Annotated in this window: 17 protein-coding genes and 1 pseudogene; 12 read left to right on the forward strand and 6 right to left on the reverse strand. The window is 61.5% G+C overall.

The window, feature by feature from the left end:
* Positions 1 to 40: 40 nt before the first annotated feature.
* The 5 genes and pseudogenes from HX613_RS01245 (at position 41) to HX613_RS01260 (ending at position 3,346) form a co-directional block, all read left to right on the forward strand.
* Positions 41 to 1,567: an MFS transporter gene (locus HX613_RS01245; protein ID WP_235343658.1), complete on the forward strand. Its 1,527-nt coding sequence runs from the start codon at positions 41 to 43 to the stop codon at positions 1,565 to 1,567.
* Positions 1,568 to 1,636: 69 nt separating this feature from the next.
* The gene (locus HX613_RS01250) at positions 1,637 to 1,783 is read left to right on the forward strand and encodes a hypothetical protein (protein ID WP_235343659.1); all 147 of its coding nucleotides are present in this window, start codon (positions 1,637 to 1,639) and stop codon (positions 1,781 to 1,783) included.
* 74 nt (positions 1,784 to 1,857) lie between these two features.
* Complete coding sequence (locus HX613_RS21950; RefSeq protein WP_268826471.1) at positions 1,858 to 2,085, forward strand: SDR family NAD(P)-dependent oxidoreductase; 228 nt, start codon at positions 1,858 to 1,860, stop codon at positions 2,083 to 2,085.
* Positions 2,082 to 2,579, forward strand: a pseudogene (locus HX613_RS01255) (SDR family NAD(P)-dependent oxidoreductase). Before HX613_RS21950 ends, HX613_RS01255 begins: the two are co-directional and overlap by 4 nt.
* Before the next feature lie 41 nt (positions 2,580 to 2,620).
* Positions 2,621 to 3,346, forward strand: a complete 726-nt coding sequence (locus tag HX613_RS01260; protein ID WP_235343660.1) for an SDR family NAD(P)-dependent oxidoreductase — start codon at positions 2,621 to 2,623, stop codon at positions 3,344 to 3,346.
* Between the two features lie 267 nt (positions 3,347 to 3,613).
* On the opposite strand, the gene HX613_RS01265 is transcribed toward HX613_RS01260, so the two are convergent.
* Both HX613_RS01265 and HX613_RS01270 read right to left on the reverse strand, forming a co-directional pair.
* Positions 3,614 to 4,426 carry a CoA-transferase subunit beta gene (locus HX613_RS01265; protein ID WP_235343661.1) on the reverse strand — a complete coding sequence of 271 codons (813 nt, stop codon included), beginning with the start codon at positions 4,424 to 4,426 and terminating at the stop codon, positions 3,614 to 3,616.
* Positions 4,423 to 5,355: a CoA transferase subunit A gene (locus HX613_RS01270; RefSeq protein WP_235343662.1), complete on the reverse strand. Its 933-nt coding sequence runs from the start codon at positions 5,353 to 5,355 to the stop codon at positions 4,423 to 4,425. Before HX613_RS01270 ends, HX613_RS01265 begins: the two co-directional genes overlap by 4 nt.
* Positions 5,356 to 5,579: 224 nt before the next feature.
* Here HX613_RS01270 and HX613_RS01275 point away from each other — a divergent pair, with 224 nt between their 5' ends.
* Complete coding sequence (locus HX613_RS01275) at positions 5,580 to 6,233, forward strand: histidine phosphatase family protein (protein ID WP_235343663.1); 654 nt, start codon at positions 5,580 to 5,582, stop codon at positions 6,231 to 6,233.
* A 7-nt stretch (positions 6,234 to 6,240) separates the two neighbouring features.
* On the opposite strand, the gene HX613_RS01280 is transcribed toward HX613_RS01275, so the two are convergent.
* Positions 6,241 to 7,593, reverse strand: a complete 1,353-nt coding sequence (locus HX613_RS01280; protein ID WP_235343664.1) for a 2-hydroxycarboxylate transporter family protein — start codon at positions 7,591 to 7,593, stop codon at positions 6,241 to 6,243.
* Between the two features lie 155 nt (positions 7,594 to 7,748).
* Here HX613_RS01280 and HX613_RS01285 point away from each other — a divergent pair, with 155 nt between their 5' ends.
* From HX613_RS01285 to HX613_RS01305, 5 genes are all read left to right on the forward strand, one after another.
* Positions 7,749 to 8,969 carry a CaiB/BaiF CoA transferase family protein gene (locus tag HX613_RS01285; protein ID WP_235343665.1) on the forward strand — a complete coding sequence of 407 codons (1,221 nt, stop codon included), beginning with the start codon at positions 7,749 to 7,751 and terminating at the stop codon, positions 8,967 to 8,969.
* Positions 8,969 to 9,904: a hydroxymethylglutaryl-CoA lyase gene (locus tag HX613_RS01290; RefSeq protein ID WP_235343666.1), complete on the forward strand. Its 936-nt coding sequence runs from the start codon at positions 8,969 to 8,971 to the stop codon at positions 9,902 to 9,904. Before HX613_RS01285 ends, HX613_RS01290 begins: the two co-directional genes overlap by 1 nt.
* A gap of 6 nt (positions 9,905 to 9,910) precedes the next feature.
* Positions 9,911 to 10,612, forward strand: coding sequence for a GntR family transcriptional regulator (locus HX613_RS01295; RefSeq protein ID WP_235343667.1), 702 nt, complete (start codon positions 9,911 to 9,913; stop codon positions 10,610 to 10,612).
* Positions 10,613 to 10,789: 177 nt separating this feature from the next.
* Positions 10,790 to 11,407 carry a DUF4166 domain-containing protein gene (locus tag HX613_RS01300; protein ID WP_235343668.1) on the forward strand — a complete coding sequence of 206 codons (618 nt, stop codon included), beginning with the start codon at positions 10,790 to 10,792 and terminating at the stop codon, positions 11,405 to 11,407.
* Positions 11,408 to 11,465: 58 nt separating this feature from the next.
* Complete coding sequence (locus HX613_RS01305) at positions 11,466 to 12,359, forward strand: oxidoreductase (protein WP_235343669.1); 894 nt, start codon at positions 11,466 to 11,468, stop codon at positions 12,357 to 12,359.
* Position 12,360: 1 nt separating this feature from the next.
* Here the strand turns inward: HX613_RS01305 and HX613_RS01310 are convergent, their stop codons facing one another.
* The 3 genes from HX613_RS01310 to HX613_RS01320 all read right to left on the reverse strand — a co-directional run bounded on the left by HX613_RS01310 (position 12,361) and on the right by HX613_RS01320 (position 16,443).
* Positions 12,361 to 13,227 carry a uroporphyrinogen-III synthase gene (locus HX613_RS01310; RefSeq protein ID WP_235343670.1) on the reverse strand — a complete coding sequence of 289 codons (867 nt, stop codon included), beginning with the start codon at positions 13,225 to 13,227 and terminating at the stop codon, positions 12,361 to 12,363.
* A gap of 100 nt (positions 13,228 to 13,327) precedes the next feature.
* On the reverse strand, positions 13,328 to 15,022 hold the full coding sequence (locus tag HX613_RS01315; RefSeq protein WP_235343671.1) for an SLC13 family permease: 1,695 nt from the start codon (positions 15,020 to 15,022) through the stop codon (positions 13,328 to 13,330).
* Positions 15,023 to 15,279: 257 nt separating this feature from the next.
* Positions 15,280 to 16,443, reverse strand: coding sequence for an enolase C-terminal domain-like protein (locus HX613_RS01320; protein ID WP_235343672.1), 1,164 nt, complete (start codon positions 16,441 to 16,443; stop codon positions 15,280 to 15,282).
* A 133-nt stretch (positions 16,444 to 16,576) separates the two neighbouring features.
* Here HX613_RS01320 and HX613_RS01325 point away from each other — a divergent pair, with 133 nt between their 5' ends.
* Positions 16,577 to 17,260, forward strand: coding sequence for a GntR family transcriptional regulator (locus HX613_RS01325; protein WP_235343673.1), 684 nt, complete (start codon positions 16,577 to 16,579; stop codon positions 17,258 to 17,260).
* The last annotated feature ends 5 nt before the right edge of the window (positions 17,261 to 17,265 follow it).

Genomic DNA, 17,265 nt, shown 5'->3' on the forward strand with positions numbered 1-17,265 from the left:
CGGCCTCTCTGTCTTCTTCCTCGAGCGGGAGGTGCAGTCCGTGCCCAAGCTTGAGAAGAGCCGCAGTCTGGCGAAGCGAATGGGCCGTCGACTGCGTGTCGACGACTGCGTCGTCGTCGACAAAGCAGATATGAAGAAGGCACAGATCGGTGCCGGCGTCGGAAATTTCATGGAATGGTACGACTTCGGTATCTATGGGTATCTCACAGTCACCATCACCACAGTCTTCACCCAGGGGCTGGACGAGGGCCTCGGGCTCCTCGTCACACTGGCTGGATTCGCCGTCTCCTTCCTCGTCCGCCCCCTTGGCGGCATAATCCTCGGCCCTCTCGGCGACAAACTCGGACGGCAGAAGATCCTGTTCCTCACGATCACGATGATGGCGCTGGCCACCGCTCTCATCGGCATGTTGCCGACCTCCGAGTCGATTGGGCTCTGGGCCCTGATTCCCCTCTACCTCCTTAAAGCTGTTCAAGGCTTCTCCACCGGTGGAGAGTTCTCCGGAGTTGCGACCTATGTCTCTGAGTTCTCTACCGACAAACGCCGCGGAATCAACACATCGTTCCTCAACAGCCAATCCATGATCGGATTCGCCGCCGGTGCGGCCACCGTCGCCGCCACCAGCGTCGTGACGACGAACATCTGGGGCGAGGACGCGATGCTCGAAGGCGGGTGGAGAATACCCTTCCTTCTGGCCATTCCACTCGGAGCAGTCGTCATCTGGTTCCGCACACGCACCCCGGAGACACCGGCTTTCGAACTCGAACAGAAGCTTCCCGAAGGACTGCCCAAGGGTTCACTGTTCCACCGTTACGGAATCCTCGGGATCCTCAAAAACTACTGGCCTGAGGTGCTCATCGGCTGCGCATTGACTGCCGCTGACAGCTCCATCTCGTATATCCTCACCAGCTACATGCCCACCTACCTGGAAACAGAGGTCGGCGTCTCGAACCTCGGCGCGGCCATCGCCACGGTTCCCGTGCTCGTCGGCGTCGCCATCCTCATCCCGTTCGTCGCCCTACTCTCGGACAAGATCGGGCGCCGTCCCGTCTACTTCATCGGAATCGTCTTCTCCATGACACTGATGGTGCCGGCCTTCGCTATCGTTCAGATCGGGACAGAGTGGTCCGTGTACATCGCCATGGGCATGATCGCCATTCCAGCTGTCTGCTTCCTGGCATTGACTGCCAGCGCCTTGCCGGCACTGTTCCCCACGGCCTCCCGGTACGGAGGAATGGGGCTCACACACAATGTCGCCCTGTCAGCGTTCGGCGGCACAGCACCGTTCTTCAGCCAGGCGATCCTCCAGGTCACGGGCAGTCCCTATTCGCCGGCCTATTACGCAATGTTCTTCTCTCTGCTGGCCCTCGTTGCAGTATTCTTCATGAAGGAGAGCGCCAGGCGCCCTCTGATCGGCTCGGTGCCCGTCGTCGACAACGCAGATGAGGCCCAGGAACTCGTTGAAGACCAAGACTCGAATGAACTCATCGACACGTCGATCATGCCGGTGTTCGCTGCGGACAACAGCACGAACGAGCAGTCTGTACCCAACTCAGCCAAAGAATAACGTCACCGGCACCCAGCGCTGGCGACGAAGCAGGTCCGCGACTCTTCACTCAGTTTCGAAGGAGAAATCATGTTGTCACTCGGCTCTTCCGCAAGCACCTTCTACCGCACCGCCGCAAAGGAGATGCTCGCCCACACTCAGCCATTCATCCCGCCGGCGCGAGACGCCGTCGAGACATTTCCGTGGGAAGGGCTCTACATCAGCGCCGACCACTGAGCGGCGCATCTCAACGATCGAAATCTTCTCAGAAGCACCTGCTAGGAAGGCTCCAACTCCGGGGATGCAGTGAGATGAAGCGCTTCGAGAACAAGGTCGCCATCGTGACCGGTGGGCGGTCTGGGATCGGCAAGGAAATCGCTCTCCGACTCCAGAGAGAAGGCGCAGAAGTCGTCACCGTGCAGAGGAGTGCCGATGACAGGTTCCCCTCGATTTCGGCCGACATCGCCGATGCCGCCGGGGCACAGTCGGCCGTCGACGAGGTGGTCGCCTCGACGTCCTCGTCAACAATGCCGGCATGACGCAGGAGTCGACGGTCGAAGACATGTCGGTCGAGGATTGGAATCGCAATCTGGCAGTCAATCTCACCGGCCCGTTCCTGATGATCCGAGCGGCACTGTAGCATCTCCGAAAGACGCATGGAGCAGTCGTCAATGTCGGGTCGCTCGAAGGCCTGGGGGCCAATCCGGGCCACGCCGCCTATTCCGCATCCAAGGCCAGTCTCCACGGTTTGACCCGTGCAGTTGCCGTCGACCACGGAGACGAGGGGATCCGCTGCAACGCGGTGGCACCCGGCTGGATCGACCCCGAACTCAATCGGGCGTTCATCGAGAGATTGCCTGATCCGCAGGAGTTCAACCGCGAGATCGGTCGCATCCACCCTGTCGGCAGATCGGGGAGGGCCGAGGAGGTCGCCGCTCTCGGCGCCTTCCTCGCAGCGGACGAGGCGAGCTTCATCACCGGCCAGGTCTATGCGGTGGACGGCGGAAGGATGACCCAGCTCAGCCTGCCCTGAGATTGACGTGTGAAACCCGGTTCACCGAGTAGGGTCGGGTGATGGCGAAATATCGCTGGACCGCAGCTGACATGCCCGCAATGGGTAATCGCACGGTGATAGTCACCGGAGCCAACGGCGGGGTCGGGGCCGCGACTGCAGCTGCTTTCGACCGAGCAGGAGCGCATGTCGTCCTCGCGGTCCGTAGCCTGCAACGAGGGCAGGAGGCTGCTTCTGCTATGAGAGGCAGCACAGTGGTCCGGAAACTCGATCTCGCCGACCTGAGCTCAATCCGCGCATTCGCGCATTCGTGGAGCAGTCCGCTTGACATCCTCATCAACACCGCCGGGGTCGCCGGACTCGCCGGCAACGTGACCAAGGACGGATACGACCTGCAGTTCGGGACCAACCATCTCGGTCACTTCGCCCTGACCAACCTCCTTCTGCCGCACATCACCGACCGAGTGGTCACAGTCGCATCCGGTGCGCATAAAGCCGGTCAGATCCATTTCGACGATCTGGCGCTACGGAGGCGCAGATACGGTTTCGCCGCAGCCTATGGGCAGTCCAAGCTGACGAATCTGCTGTTCACCCTCGATCTTGAGCGTCGCCTGCAACAGGCGGGTTCGGCTGTGCGCTCGCTGGCTGCGCATCCGGGCTATGCGGCGACGAGCCTCGGCGCCAAGGGCCAGCCCAAAGTGCTCGTTGCTGCGGCGGATCTTGCCGGGCGCGTTTTTGCTCAGACCAGCGAGCATGGGGCTCTGCCGTCGTTGTTCGCAGCGACTTAGGACCTGCCGGGAGCCAGGTACGTCGGCCCGGACGGACGTGGCGAGCTGCGCGGCTCCCCCACTCTGGTCGGTCACTCCGCCGCCGCCAGCGACCCCGCCACAGCTCGTCGTCTGTGGGAGGTCTCCGCGGAGCTCACGGGCGTCGGTTTCGGACTTGATGTCGAGTAGCACTCGTCAGCACCGAAATCCCATCAGCGCGGTGGGCTATCGCAGCCGAGTCCACGGACAACCGTACCGGAGCGACTTGTGCCCATCACGACTGATCGGTCAGCGCAGATAGACCCGGCTGGGATCGAGGGTTTCGCGCAACAGAGCCAGTTCCTCTGCTGTGGGCGGCTGGGTTGTCTCAATGTCAGGCACGACGTGGAGGTTCCATCCGGTCTGTCGGACAACCTCGGCGGGGTCGACTCCTGGGTGCACCGCCGTCAGCGTGAGCTCCTCGTCCTGGGCGAACCGGGTCATGATTCCCAGGTCCGTGATCACATGTGTGACCCCCGCGCCGGCTGGCATGACACCGACGTCAGACTGTGCCGACCGGTGGGGGCTGGGCGAGGTGACGAAGTCGAGCTCTTCGACGAACGTGCGCGGGGTGTGCCGCCGCATCACGAGGAAGATCTCGGCCGCTCCGGCCATAGCTTCGATGGCTCCGCCGGAGCCGGGGAGCCTGCTGTCGGGGTGTTCCCAGTCCTCGCCGATCAGGGTGGAGTTGAGGCTGCCGTAGCGATCGACCTGAGCGGCACCGAGGAATCCGACATCGATGCGTTGCCCCTGCAGGACGTAGTTGAACAGGTGAGTCATCGGAATCACCGAGGCGGCGCCCGGTACCAACACAGAATCAGAGATGGTGCGCGGCAGGTCCGGTGGCCTGGCCCCGGTGACTCCCGACTCATAGACGATTTCGATCTCCGGTGCCACGGTTCGCTGAGCCAGTGAGGTGGCCAGCGTCGGCAGTCCGTGTCCGGCGAAGACGACGCGGCGTCCGGCCAAGGCACGCGCCGAATGAATGGCGAGCAGTTCGCTGCTCGTGATGTCCTCACCAATGCTCTTCGTGTCGGCGTGTTCAGGTGTGCCAGCGGTCATCCCCGACCTCCATAGTTGACTGGTGTCGAATAGGCGTCACGGATGCCCAAGTGATCGAAATGGTCGGCGCCAAGCAGCGCGAGGAACTCCTCGTGATCTGCTGTGTCATGAATATTGGTCTGCAACCAACTCTTGACCGCCTCGGCGTCACGGGCGAGAGCCGACCAGTCCCGGGAGAACGCGTCGTCGCGGTCGTAGTATCCCTGCACGGCGTGCGGATGTGCACCGCGTGGAACTTCGACGACAGCGTCGACGACGTGAGACGGGACGATGGTGCGGTTCGGGTCGGACCGGATGATGGACTCGTCGACGATCTCTTCGACAGTGACGATGAGTCGGCGACCGGCGAATGCTGCCTCGGTCTGGATTCCCAGCATGCCCCAGGCCTGCACATTGCCGGCTGAGTCGGCACGTTGGGCGTGGATGACGGTGAGGTCCGGGTTGAGTGCGGGCACGACATAGATCGGCGGACCCCCGAAGGGGTCATCCACGGATCTGATTCGAGGATTCTTCTGGGCGAGATCGCTGCCGCGATAGGAGGCGATCGGCTGAAATGGGAGTTTCGAGGCACCAGCCTGGTATCTGGCCACCATTCCGCCGTGGCTGTATTCGTCGAACCACAACGGTTCCGGATCCGAGTGCTCAATCCTCCGGCGAAGCTCGTAGAGGGAACCTGCCGAGCTGTTGGCCACGAAGGCAGCGATCAGTCCCGTGAGACAGTTCGCGCCGAGGAGCTGATCAACGATGACATCACAGGACATGCGCGCCAGGGTGAGATTCGAGAACTGCTGACGGATGATCTCGTGTGCGGCAGCGACTGGCACGAGGTGGCCGAAGCCCTCCAACGCGACCGTATCTCCATCATTGAGATGGGTGCTGATCGCCTCTGACAGACTCATCGTCTTGTCCATCGCGTCCTCCCTGAGCATCGATTGACTGTGACCTCGATCATCCTGTCAAAACAATTTATGCCAGTCCAATGCAGAAACTGTCCATTATTCATACAGTTTGAACATTATTCATAATTGGTCGCTGTGTCGCGCAATTGTCTCGACCGAACGATCGCTTAGGTTCGATCGGCACCGTAGACTCGAACTCGATCGGCATTTGCGCGCACCGACTCCAATGGCGGACGGTCGAGATGAGGAGAAACATGAGTGTTCTGTATCTGGTCAGGCATGGACAGGCGTCATTCGGCACCGATGACTATGACCGGCTGTCCGATCTGGGCAAGGAGCAGAGCCGCATCACCGGCGAGCATCTCGCGTCTCAGAAAGTCGCACCGGTTCGCATCATCCACGGTGAGATGCTGCGCCAGAAGCAGACTGCCGAAGGCATCCAGACGGGCCTCGGCAGCGGCTTGGATGCGCAGATCGACACCGGGTGGAACGAGTATCAAGCCTGGGAGCTCACCGGGGCGCTGACCGACACCGATCCGCGCGCGAAGCAGGATTCGAAGATCTTCCAAGCCGAACTCGAACGTGGAGCAGCCCGGTGGGCCAGCGGAGAGCATGATGGCGACTACTCGGAGACGTTCACAGAGTTCACCACCCGCGTCAACACCGCCCTCGATGACGCGTGCGCGGCAATGAGTTCTGGCGAATCCACGATCGTCGTCTCCAGCGCCGGGGCAATCGCGTGGACGGCGGCCAGATTGCTCGGCGGCGGCTTCGACCAGTGGATGGCATTCAACCGGGTGACCGTCAACACCGGAATCACGCGCATCATCACCGGCCGCAGCGGCACCAGCCTCATCTCCTTCAACGAACACGGCCACCAGATCCCGGAGCAGGTCACCTACCGATAATCGTCCCCTACAGCAGGTACGGGGCCAACGCAGACAAGGCAACGAGGACCAGGCCACCGCCGATGCGTGAGGAGATCGACAGGAACGGCAGCAGGTTCAATCGCTGCGAGGCCTGCAGCACAGCGAGGTCGCCACTGGATCCGAAGTCGGCCAGCCCCAGCCCGGCTGCGATCGCCGATTCGATCCAGTACAGCTTGACCAGCCAGCCGACGAAGCCGGCGACAACAGCGGCTACGACCACGGTCAGTAGCGTCATCGCCATATACCCGGGGTCCGAGACCAGCGAGAGCACTTCATCGATGTTGATGGCGATCACGCTGATGGCGACGAGGATCGCAGGAATCATCGCATTGGCGACGAAGACGTACCAGAGGTCGACCGACTCTTCCACGTACTGTGGCATCGGGACGAAGATCTTCGCCAGCGCGCAGATGAGGATGAGGAACACATAGGCGTGCAGTGCTGGAAACAGATCACTGAGCAGGTTCGACACGGTGAAGAGAGCGCCGGCGATGAAGAAGCCCATTGCGGCCAGCTTGACTGCTGCCGCCGGTGAGGCGAGCTTCTCGGCCGTCGCTTCGGGCAGACGAACTCCCTGGGCGAGGACCCCCTCGCCATTGAAGGCCTTGAGGCGGTGCCCGTGCTTCTTGCCCACATTGTTCAGGACCGCAGCGATGATGATGCACATGATGTTGCCGACCGCGACCGCCGGCACCAAGGCCGTCAGGTGTTCGGCCGCGGATCCGCCGCTGTTGTGAGCGATGATCTCTGAGATCGGGATGGCTCCAGCTGCAACGCCGCCACCCAGAACCGGTCCGGCGACGAAGAAGATCGCATAGCCCGCACCGACTCCGGTGACCTGTCCGATCAGACCGATCACGGTCAGGCACGCAGCGATTGTGGCGATGATCGGGATGAGAATTCGGGCGCCGGCCTTGATGAGCAGGCTGCGAGGCATGCCGAGGATGCTGCCGGTGATGAGCGCCGCCACAACGAATTCCCCGAACCCCGAGGTGTCATAGAAGCTGGTCACCAGGCCTTCGATGGAACCAGGGAGAACACCGACGTATTTGAAGATCGCCGGAACGAGGATGCAGAGAATGACCCCGCCGCCGATCACCTTGAAATAGGGGATGGAATTTCCCACCCACATCAGGATTCCACCCAAGGAGATGACTACCGCGAAAGCCGCCGTCATCCCGGTCCCCTCAGATGTGAGGCTCACTGCGATGAGGGCGATGATCGCCATCGGAATGAAAGCCAGGATGGGCAGCCCCATAATCGTGCGGTCGAATGACCTCGCGCTCTCCTGCACCTTCTCCGCCTGCGCAGAGTCCTCTTTGACTTCTCGACTTGTCATGATTGTTCCGGTCCTACCTGGTAGACAAACTTCGTTGATTGCATACAGATCCGTGTATGGTGTTTCTAGAATCGGCTCCATTGCTGGGAACGATTGAAAGCATACCTCAGAATAGCGATTGATTGTATGCAACTTATTGTTTCAAAGGAGAACCAGTGAACGAAGTGACACCGCGCCCCTCAGGTACAGGACCGCTGAGGGGAATCCGCGTTCTTGAGATGGGACAGCTCATCGCCGGTCCCTTCTGCGGACAGCTGTTGGGCGACCTGGGCGCCGAGGTCATCAAGATCGAGGATCCCAAGAACGGTGACCCGATGCGCCAATGGGGACAGGCCACCATCAGGGGCTCATCACTGTGGTGGTCCGTCCTGGCCCGCAACAAGAAATCCGTGACCCTCAACCTGCGCACCCCGGAAGGCCAGGAAGCGGCACGAGCATTGGCGAAGTCCGCCGACATCGTCGTCGAGAACTTCCGTCCGGGCTCGCTCGAGAAATGGGGCCTGAGCCACGAAGAGCTCCAGAAGAACAACCCCGGACTCATCATGCTGCGCGTTTCCGGGTTCGGCCAGTCAGGGCCCTATGCCAAGCAGGCCGGCTACGGGTCCATCGGTGAAGCCATGGGCGGTCTGCGCTATGTCGTCGGAGACCCATCCACTCCCCCATCACGCGTCGGTGTCTCGATCGGTGATTCCCTGGCGGCACTGTTCGGAACCATCGGCGTACTCGCCGCACTCCAGGAACGGCACAACAGCGGACTCGGCCAGGTCGTGGACTCTGCGATCTACGAATCCGTCCTGGCAATGATGGAGTCCATGGTGCCCGAGTGGGCAGACGACGGCATCCAACGCGAACGCAGCGGTTCGACCTTACCCAAGATCGCGCCCAGCAACGTCTACCCCACTGCCGACGGTCAGTGGCTGATCATCGCCGCCAATCAGGACACGGTCTTCGCGCGCCTGGCCGCGGCCATGGGCAATCCCAGACTCGCCGAAGATCCGGAGTACTCCACCCATACAGCCAGGGGCGAGCGCCAAGCCGAACTCGACGAGCTGGTCGCCGAATTCTCCCTGCAGTTCAAGGCCGACGACCTGGTCGAACTCCTCAACGAGCACTCCGTGCCAGTCGGGAAGATCTTCCGGGTCGAAGACATGCTCACTGATCCGCAGTACAAGGCCCGCAGGTCCGTCGTCGAGGTCGAGAGCAAGGACTATGGAACGGTCACGATGCAGAACGCCTTCCCCCGGTTCAGCCGCACAGACACCTCCGTGCGATGGGTCGGGCCCGAGCTCGGCCAGGACACCGACGAGGTGCTCACAGAGGCCGGCTACGACCACGATGCACTCACAGACATGAGAGACAAGGGAGTGATCCGCTGATGTGGAATCTGCCAGAGCGTGCTCGCGTCGTCGAGGTGGGGCTCAGGGATGGTCTCCAAGCAATCGAGGCGCCGCTGTCCACCGATCGTAAGATCGCCATCGTGTCCGAGATGATCGCCGCCGGATTCAAAGAGATCGAGGTCGCCTCCTTCGCTCACCCGAAGGTTCTGCCGCAATTGGCCGACGCCGAGGCTGTCCTGTCCGGAATCCCCCGCCCACCTGATGTGCGCTTCCGCGCTCTCGTCCCCAATGCCAGAGGTGGCGCTCGAGCCGCACAGTGCGAACTCGACGAGCTGACCTTCGTCGTTCCGGCAGAGGACGGCATGGCATTGAAGAACCAGGGGACGACGACGGACGGCCTGCTGGCCCAACTGGAAGAGATCAGGGAGGTCTCACGAGGTGCAGGTCAACGACTCATCGTCGCCGTCGCCTGCGCCTTCTTCTCCCCCTGTTATGGACAGGTGTCGAAGGCGGCACGCGACAAGGTCGTTCGGAAGGCGCTCGAGGTCGGGGCCGACGGCGTCTACCTCGCCACAACGACCGGCGAGGAGACTCCACTGGAGGTCTTCTCCGGCATCAGCGAGACCAAGCGCGATTTCCCAGGCCTGGAAGTCGGTGCGCACCTGCACAACCGCAACGGCTTCGCCCCGGCGAATGCATTGGCTGCCCTGTCTGCCGGCGCCGACTGGCTCGAATCCTCGGTGGCCGGGCTCGGCGGAGACATGTGGTTCCCAGGCGACCCGAGTGTACTGGGCAACATGGCAACCGAGGATCTCATCCACCTTCTTGATGGAATGGGCATCTCCACCGACATAGACTTGAGCCGTGTCAGACATATATCTGAAAGTCTCATCGAAGAGACGAACTTCCCAGTCTCCTCGTTCGTCAGCCGAGGTGGCACCCGTGAGGAACTCGCGAACGCATCGTGGGGATAGCTCCACATGCCGATAGACAATGAGGCGATGCCGCCCCAGTTCGGCGACTCACACTGGACCGAAGTCAGCTCACGCATCCTCGGCTTGGTGGTGTCCGGGGATCTGCCACCAGGGTCTTGGATACGTGAGAACGACCTCGCCGGTCGCCTCGGTGTGAGCCGGACCCCCATTCGCGAGGCGTTCCGTGAATTGGTGGGCGTCGGTGTCGTCGAGGTCGTACCGCGCCGCGGAACGCGTGTGCGCAGCTATGACGCCGAGGAGATCGAACAGATCTACCGCTCACGTGCGGTCATCGAACCCTACGTCATGTCCGAAAGCGTCGGGCGGCTGACCGAGGATGACTTTTCCTCACTGTCCGAGCTGACCGAGCAGATGAAGAGCCTTGGCTCCGATCCGACGACGCGGCACCACATCGCTTCGGTGAACAACGAATTCCACGCCATCTTCATCCGCAGCAGTGCGGCCCAAGCCCTCATTTCGACGACGTACAACCTCATGATTCCCATCGTGGTGGCGAAACTGTTCGCGTCATACTCGGACAACGATGTGTCGTCGAGCATGAACCATCACGATGAGCTCATCGCTGCGGCCCGAGCCGAGGACAAGGAATGGGTCGCCGCGGTGAGTAAGACCCATATCATCAGCGGGCTCAACCGGTTCAAAGCCATGCAGATCGAACAGACACCGGGGCTGGACGACCCCCAATAGGCTTCGTGCGACGAAATCACGACCGCCGTGCGGGCCCTACTGTCCGGCCGAGCGCCCGTCTTTTCGCAGCGGCGGAGCCACGGCGCTGTCCGCGCATCCGGAGATCCGCTACATCGCACTTTCGGGGCTGTGATCCTCACACGCCATCCGACCTGGCCGACGCATATACTCGCAGGCATGGAGCTTGAGACGAGATCGCCGTACGAGCGGGCCCTCGGTTCCCAACTGTCTGAGCTGCATCCGGTGCTCCAACGCTACTTTGCAGCGATTCCGGCGGGCTCTGTCGGCATCGGCGAAGGCATCTTCGAACGCTTCGGCACCGAACGCTGGTGGCTGCGGCCGCTGCTTGGGTGGTTGGCACGACGTCATGTGATTGTGCCCGGGATGCACCATAAGGTCCCATTTCGGATCGAGAACCGAACTGTTGCTGGCCATCAGACTGCGGCCCGCACCCTGGAATTGGAATCGGGCACATGGACGATGGTCGACGCGGTCTCTCTGTCCGAGTCGGGCCAAGTCGTCGATGTGCTTGGCCGACCGGCCCTCGTGGAGGCTGCCTTCGATGTCGCGGCGGATGACGGTGGGTTGAGCCTGAGCAGCCGTGGCGTCACCGTGCGGTTGGGGGCTATTCGTCTGTCTGTCCCGAAGGTCCTTCGTCCGGTGATCGCCCTGAGTGAGCGCTTCGACGCCGAGGCGGCTCGCCAGTATGTACGACTCACCGTTGACGTCCCTGTCCTGGGTCGGGTGTATGAGTACACCGGGTCGTTCACCTATCGAATTGAGAAGGAGACGTGAAAGCGGAGGCGTCCGTCCCTGCCTTGTTCCTGCGACATCCACTGCGTAGCCTCGGGTGATGGTGAAATATCGATGGACCGCAGCGAACATGCCCGCAATGGATGGCCGCATGGTGGTCGTCACCGGGGCGACCAGCGGTGTCGGCGCCGCCACCGCGACCGCGTTCTCACGCGCGGGAGCGCATGTTGTTCTGGCCGTCCGTGATGTGCAGCGCGGTAGGGATGCCGCGCGCACCATGGGCGGAAACACTGAAGTCCGAGAACTCGATCTTGCCGATCTGTCCTCCATCAGATCGTTCGCACAGTCCTGGGGCGGTCCACTCGACCTTCTGATCAACAATGCAGGAGTCGCCGGGCGCCGAGGTGTTCAGACAAAGGACGGTTTCGACCTCCAGTTCGGCACCAACCATCTGGGGCATTTCGCACTGACGAACCTCCTGCTGCCGCATATTTCCGATCGAGTGGTGACTGTGGCGTCGGGAGCGCACAAAGCAGGTGAAATCCATTTCGACGACTTGACCTTGAGCAGACGCAGATACGGATTCGCCGAGGCATATGGCCAATCCAAGCTGGCCAATCTGCTGTTCGTCCTCGAACTCCAGCGTCGCCTGCGCAGGGCCGGTTCGACTGTTCGCTCTGTGGCCGCGCATCCCGGCTACTCGGCGACGAACCTCGGGACCAAAGGTCAGCCCAAAGCCCTCGTTGCCGCGGCGAATCTGGCAGGACGCCTCTTCGCCCAAAGCGGTGAAGACGGTGCCCTGCCCACACTGTTCGCCGCGACTCAGGACCTCCCTGAAGCCAGCTATGTCGGTCCGGACGGTCGTGGGGAGCTGCGCGGATCCCCGACCTTGGTGGGAAGGTCATCGAATGCCAGCGACCTTGCTACCGCCTGCCGCCTGTGGGAGGTCTCCGAACAGCTCACCGGCGTCAGCTTCGGGCTCGATACGGATTAGTTCACCCGCGGCTCTCCGCCTTTGCCTGTTTCCGGACCGTGAGTTCGGCCACCAATGCGCGCACCAGCGCACCGAGGCGGAATCTGTCGGGAATCAACGGCGTGATTCCGTGCTCCACCAGCGGTGCCCCCGTGACGTTGCCGACCACCGCGGCGAGCACACCATTCTCGTCTGCGAGCGCGGCGAGGACCTCCTGCAGCAGACCCTGGTCACGAGCTGCGTCCAGAAATGCGGTGACCCCGGGCGCCGAGGTGAAGGCCACGGCATCGCAACGACGGTCCGCGACGAGGCCGACGGCTGCTGCCACGGCGTCCGGATCGGGCGCGGGACCCCACCGGTAGACCACCAGCGAGCTGACCTCGGCGCCGGCTGCCGCGAAAGCTTCATCCAGACCATCGGCGCCAGCACCATGGTGCTGCACCGCAATTCGAAGGCCGCGCACCCCCTCGTCGAGCAGGACCTGCTGGATCTCGGAGTTGGTCTCTGATTCGGCAACCCAGGCCGGTGTCAGCCCAGCGGCTTGGATTGCGCCGCGTGCCTTGGGACCGCGGGCGATGATCCGGGCACCGGAGAGCATGGCGTGCCACTGTTCGCTGAGGCCCTCTGCTTCGGCGACTTCGGCCCAGCCGTTGAAGCCGACGCCGGTCGTGACCACAACGACGTCGGGTCGAGCGTCGATGAGGGCACGCGTGCGTACGACGAGCTCAGGATCATCGATGTTCGGGATGACCGACAGTGTGGGCGCGTGCACGATGGTCGCATCGTGACGTTCGAGGGCTGCAGCAAACTGTTCGGCCTTCCGCTGGGCCGTCAGAACCACCCGGCATCCGGCCAGCTGGCCGCTGCGGTCACTTCGAGACTTGTCCATGCACACATCCTTGCTTCCGCAGGACGTCAGGGCAACTCACGGATCGATGCAAGGAACACTGAAATCGGCTCGGTTGCTCTCTCAGAGTCACAACGGCCTCTCACAGAAATGCGGCAGGAGTCGATAGCAGGTCAATCCCCCACAGCCAGGGAAGTACGAGAAACACTGCTGCAATGATGAACGCCAGGGCGAGGATGTTGATCCAGAATCCGGTCCTCACCATCTCCAGGATCGTGATTTTCCCGGTTCCGAACATGATCGCATTCGGTGGTGTCCCCACTGGGAGCATAAAAGCGCAGTTGGCCGCCATCGCGCACGGCACCATCAGCGCGTACGGGTGGATGCCCAGGGCAAGTGCGAATGCAGCCATGACCGGAAGGATCATCGTCGCAGTTGCAGCGTTTGACGTGATTTCCGTGAGGAACAGCACGAGCGCGGTGGAGATGACGATCACGAGGAAGATGTTGATCCCATCCAGGGTCCGCAGCTGTTCGCCGATCCACTCGGAGAGACCACTGTCGACGAAGCCCGCGGCAATTGCCAGGCCGCCGCCGAACAATAGGAGGATGCCCCACGGGATCTTGGTGGAATCCTCCCACCGGAGAATTCGCTTCTCTTGGGTGCCGCGACTCGGCAGCGTGAACAGAACAATCGCGCCCATGATGCCGATGACGCCGTCGCTGATACCCGGAAGCAGGTCTTCCCAGATGAATGAGCGGGTGACCCACATAAAGGCAACACCGATGAAGACACAGAGAACTGTCTTCTCCTGACTCGACATTGCTCCAAGGGCAGCCTTTTCGTCCCTGATGAGTTCTTCTCCGCCAGGCAGCTGTTTGAAGCGGACCTTGAACTTCACGCCTGTGAGGTAGAGCCAGGTGAGAGTCAGCAATATGACGACGATTGGCACTCCGAACAACATCCATTGCGCGAACGAAATGGTCTCGTCGAACAACTCTCCGACCGTTGCAGAGAGCACGGCAAGAGGTGGCGTGCCGATCAGAGTTCCCAGCCCTCCGATGGTGGCCGCGTACCCGATACCGAAGATGATCGATTTCTCGAATTTGGGGAGTTCGTCGTGGTACTCGCCTCCGCGCAGAGATCGCGCGGCCTGGTAAGCGACAGCCAAGCCGACGGGGATCATCATCATTGTGGCCGCGGTGTTCGATACCCACATGGAGAGGAAGCCTGTTGCGACCATGAAGCCGAGCACAATTCGACGTGGACTTACGCCGATCGCCGCGACGATTGAGAGCGCAATGCGTTGGTGCAGATTCCACTTCTCCATCGCGATCGCCAGGGTGAAGCCCCCGATGAACAGGAAGATGATGTCATTGCCATAGGCGGCAACGACCGAATCTCCGTCTAACGCTCGGGTGAGAGGAAACAGGACCACTGGAAGCAGAGATGTAGCAGGGATGGGGATCGCCTCGGTGATCCACCATGTCGCTACCCAGAGCGTGCTGGCGAGGACTGCCTGCGCCTCAGAACTTAGCCCGTCAGGTTTGAAGAAGACGAGAGTGAGTGTGAAGAGCAGTGGTCCTAGAAACAGCCCCGTAAGGCGTGCAGGTGTGTAGCCGGGCCCAATGGGGTCCGGAGCCTTCTCCGACCCGGCCTCGTCGGTGTGGTCGGAGCGAACTGTGGTCGACGTGTTCTCAGCTGCGCCGCTCATTGCCATGGTTTGGATACCGGCTGGCTTCCGGACATTTGAGAACGTGAGGATCTTCTTGATCTCGTAGTGCGACGCCCACAGGCTTCCCCATATGGCGCTGAGATGAGAGTGTGCTGTTGCCATTGCTGTACCTTCTTTGGTCTCTTGCTCGGCGTATGTATTGCAGTGTCAGATCGTGTGTCGCGTGCGAAGCGATGTCCGACTTCGTCATCAGATGGAACCGTGGTGCCGGGTGTGTAGAGGCCGGTCGGTGTGAGAGGAAGAGCCGGCGGCGTTGACGGCGATCGGTTGGCGACCCGGGATGGGCGGATCGTGAGTAACAGCTGGCGGCCCCGTTCTGCCGAGAAGGCCACGGGGGCCGCCAGCCGGATGTGGTGAGATCAGGCGTGCAGGTTCCGCAGCACCTCGTAGAACGCGGCCTTTCCTTCCAGCCCGATGCCCGGTAGATCTCCGGGTGATACACGGCCATTGGAGATGACAGCGTCGTCGGTGAATCCGCCGGTGGGTTGGAATTCCCCGGGATATGATTCGTTGCCGCCAAGTTTGAGCGCGGCGGCAATGTGCAGTGAGAACTGGTGACCGCCGTGCGGGATGCAACGGCGCGATGACCACCCGTGCTGGGCGAGCATGTCGAGGACACGTCTGTACTCTGTGAGGCCATAGCTCAGAGCGGGGTCCACTTGGATGTAGTCACGGTCGGCACGCATGCCCCCGTATCGAATCAAGTTGCGGGCGTCTTGGACAGAAAAGAGGTTCTCACCGGTGGCAATGGGATTGCGGTAGTTCTCCGACAACGTTGCATTGAGTCCGTAATCGAGAGGATCGCCTACCTCCTCGTACCAGAACAGGTTGTACTGGTCGATGGCTTTGCCGTATTCGAGCGCGGTGTGGAGGTCGAACTTGCCGTTGACATCGACCATGAGCCGCGAGCCATCCCCGTCAAGTACGTCGATGACGGCTTCGATGCGCTCGAGGTCTTCGGCGAGGTCAGCACCGCCGATTTTCATCTTGACGTTCTCATAGCCGGCGGCGAGGAAGCCTCGCATCTCGTCCTGCAGGTCGTTCAGTGTCTTGCCGGGCGCGTAATAGCCACCAGCTGCATACACGAAGACGTCATCGTCGGGATTGCCATCACCGTAGTGGTCGGAGATCCAACGGTACAGGGGAACTCCAGCGATCTTGGCGGCCAGGTCGTGGAGTGCCATATCGGCAACGCCCACGGCGACAGAACGTTCACCGTGACCGCCCGGCTTCTCGTTGGCCATCATGATGTCCCACGCCTTAGTTGGGGAAAGCTCGCCGTCGTCGGTGATCTCGTCAATCGATGCGTTTTCGAGTCGTGGCAGGATGCGGTCGTTCAATATGGCAGTGGCGTTGTACCGACCATTCGAGTTGAAGCCGTAGCCGACCACCGGCTTGCCGTCGACAATGACATCGCTGACAAGCGCCAGGATCGTGCAGTCCATCTTGCTGAAATCAATGTAGGCATTGCGCATCGACGAACTGATCGGAATGGTGCCCGCATGAGCAGAGACAATCCTCATGGTCCTCCTTCTTCGGATTAGGATCTTATAAGACTCTTATAAGCTGGTTATACCGTACACTGGCCGGACGAGCGGTACAAGGCCGAAAGGGCCTTTTCTTGGGAATGGGGTCACCATGAATGGCGCTGGCGTAATGCCGAGCAAAGGTTCGCAGGCGTACGCGGAGCTTCGGCGCCGGATCACATCAGGCGAGCTCGCTCCTGGGTCGCGCTTGTCGCAGTATGAACTCGCAGAGAACCTGGGAATGAGCATCACCCCACTTCGTGAAGCAATCCGACGGTTGGCGAGCGAAGACTGGCTCACAATAGATGCCCATCGGGACGCACGCGTCGCCCCGATGAGCGCATCCGAGGCCCGTCATCTGCTGGAGGTTCGCTACTCGCTGGAACCATCAGCCACCGAATTGGCCGCCAAACGCAGAACCGAGAGGGACATTGCCGCAATGAAGGCCGCGGCCGACAACCTGCTGCCTGTGACTCGGGACTGGGGGGAGGAAGCCATCGGTGCGCACAGGGCCTTCCATCGGTCCATCTACGTCGCCTCGCACAATGACGTGATGGTCAAGCTCTTAGACGACCTGTGGGACAAATCCGATCGGTACAGACGCATAGGCCTCGAGCTTCCCGCTGGCGCCAAGCCTCGCACCATCGATCAGAATCAGCACCACCAGATCCTCGAACTGGTCATTGCCGGCGATGGAATCGCAGCCGCCGATCTCGTCCGCACCCATGTCAGGAACAGCCTCGGCGCCGAAGTCACGGGAGCTCTGGAGAACCAAGAGTTCGGCTATTTCCCGTTTGCAGAGCATTTCGCCTGAGAGCC

This window comes from Brevibacterium sp. UCMA 11754 (assembly GCF_021532275.1).
Lineage (GTDB): Bacteria > Actinomycetota > Actinomycetes > Actinomycetales > Brevibacteriaceae > Brevibacterium.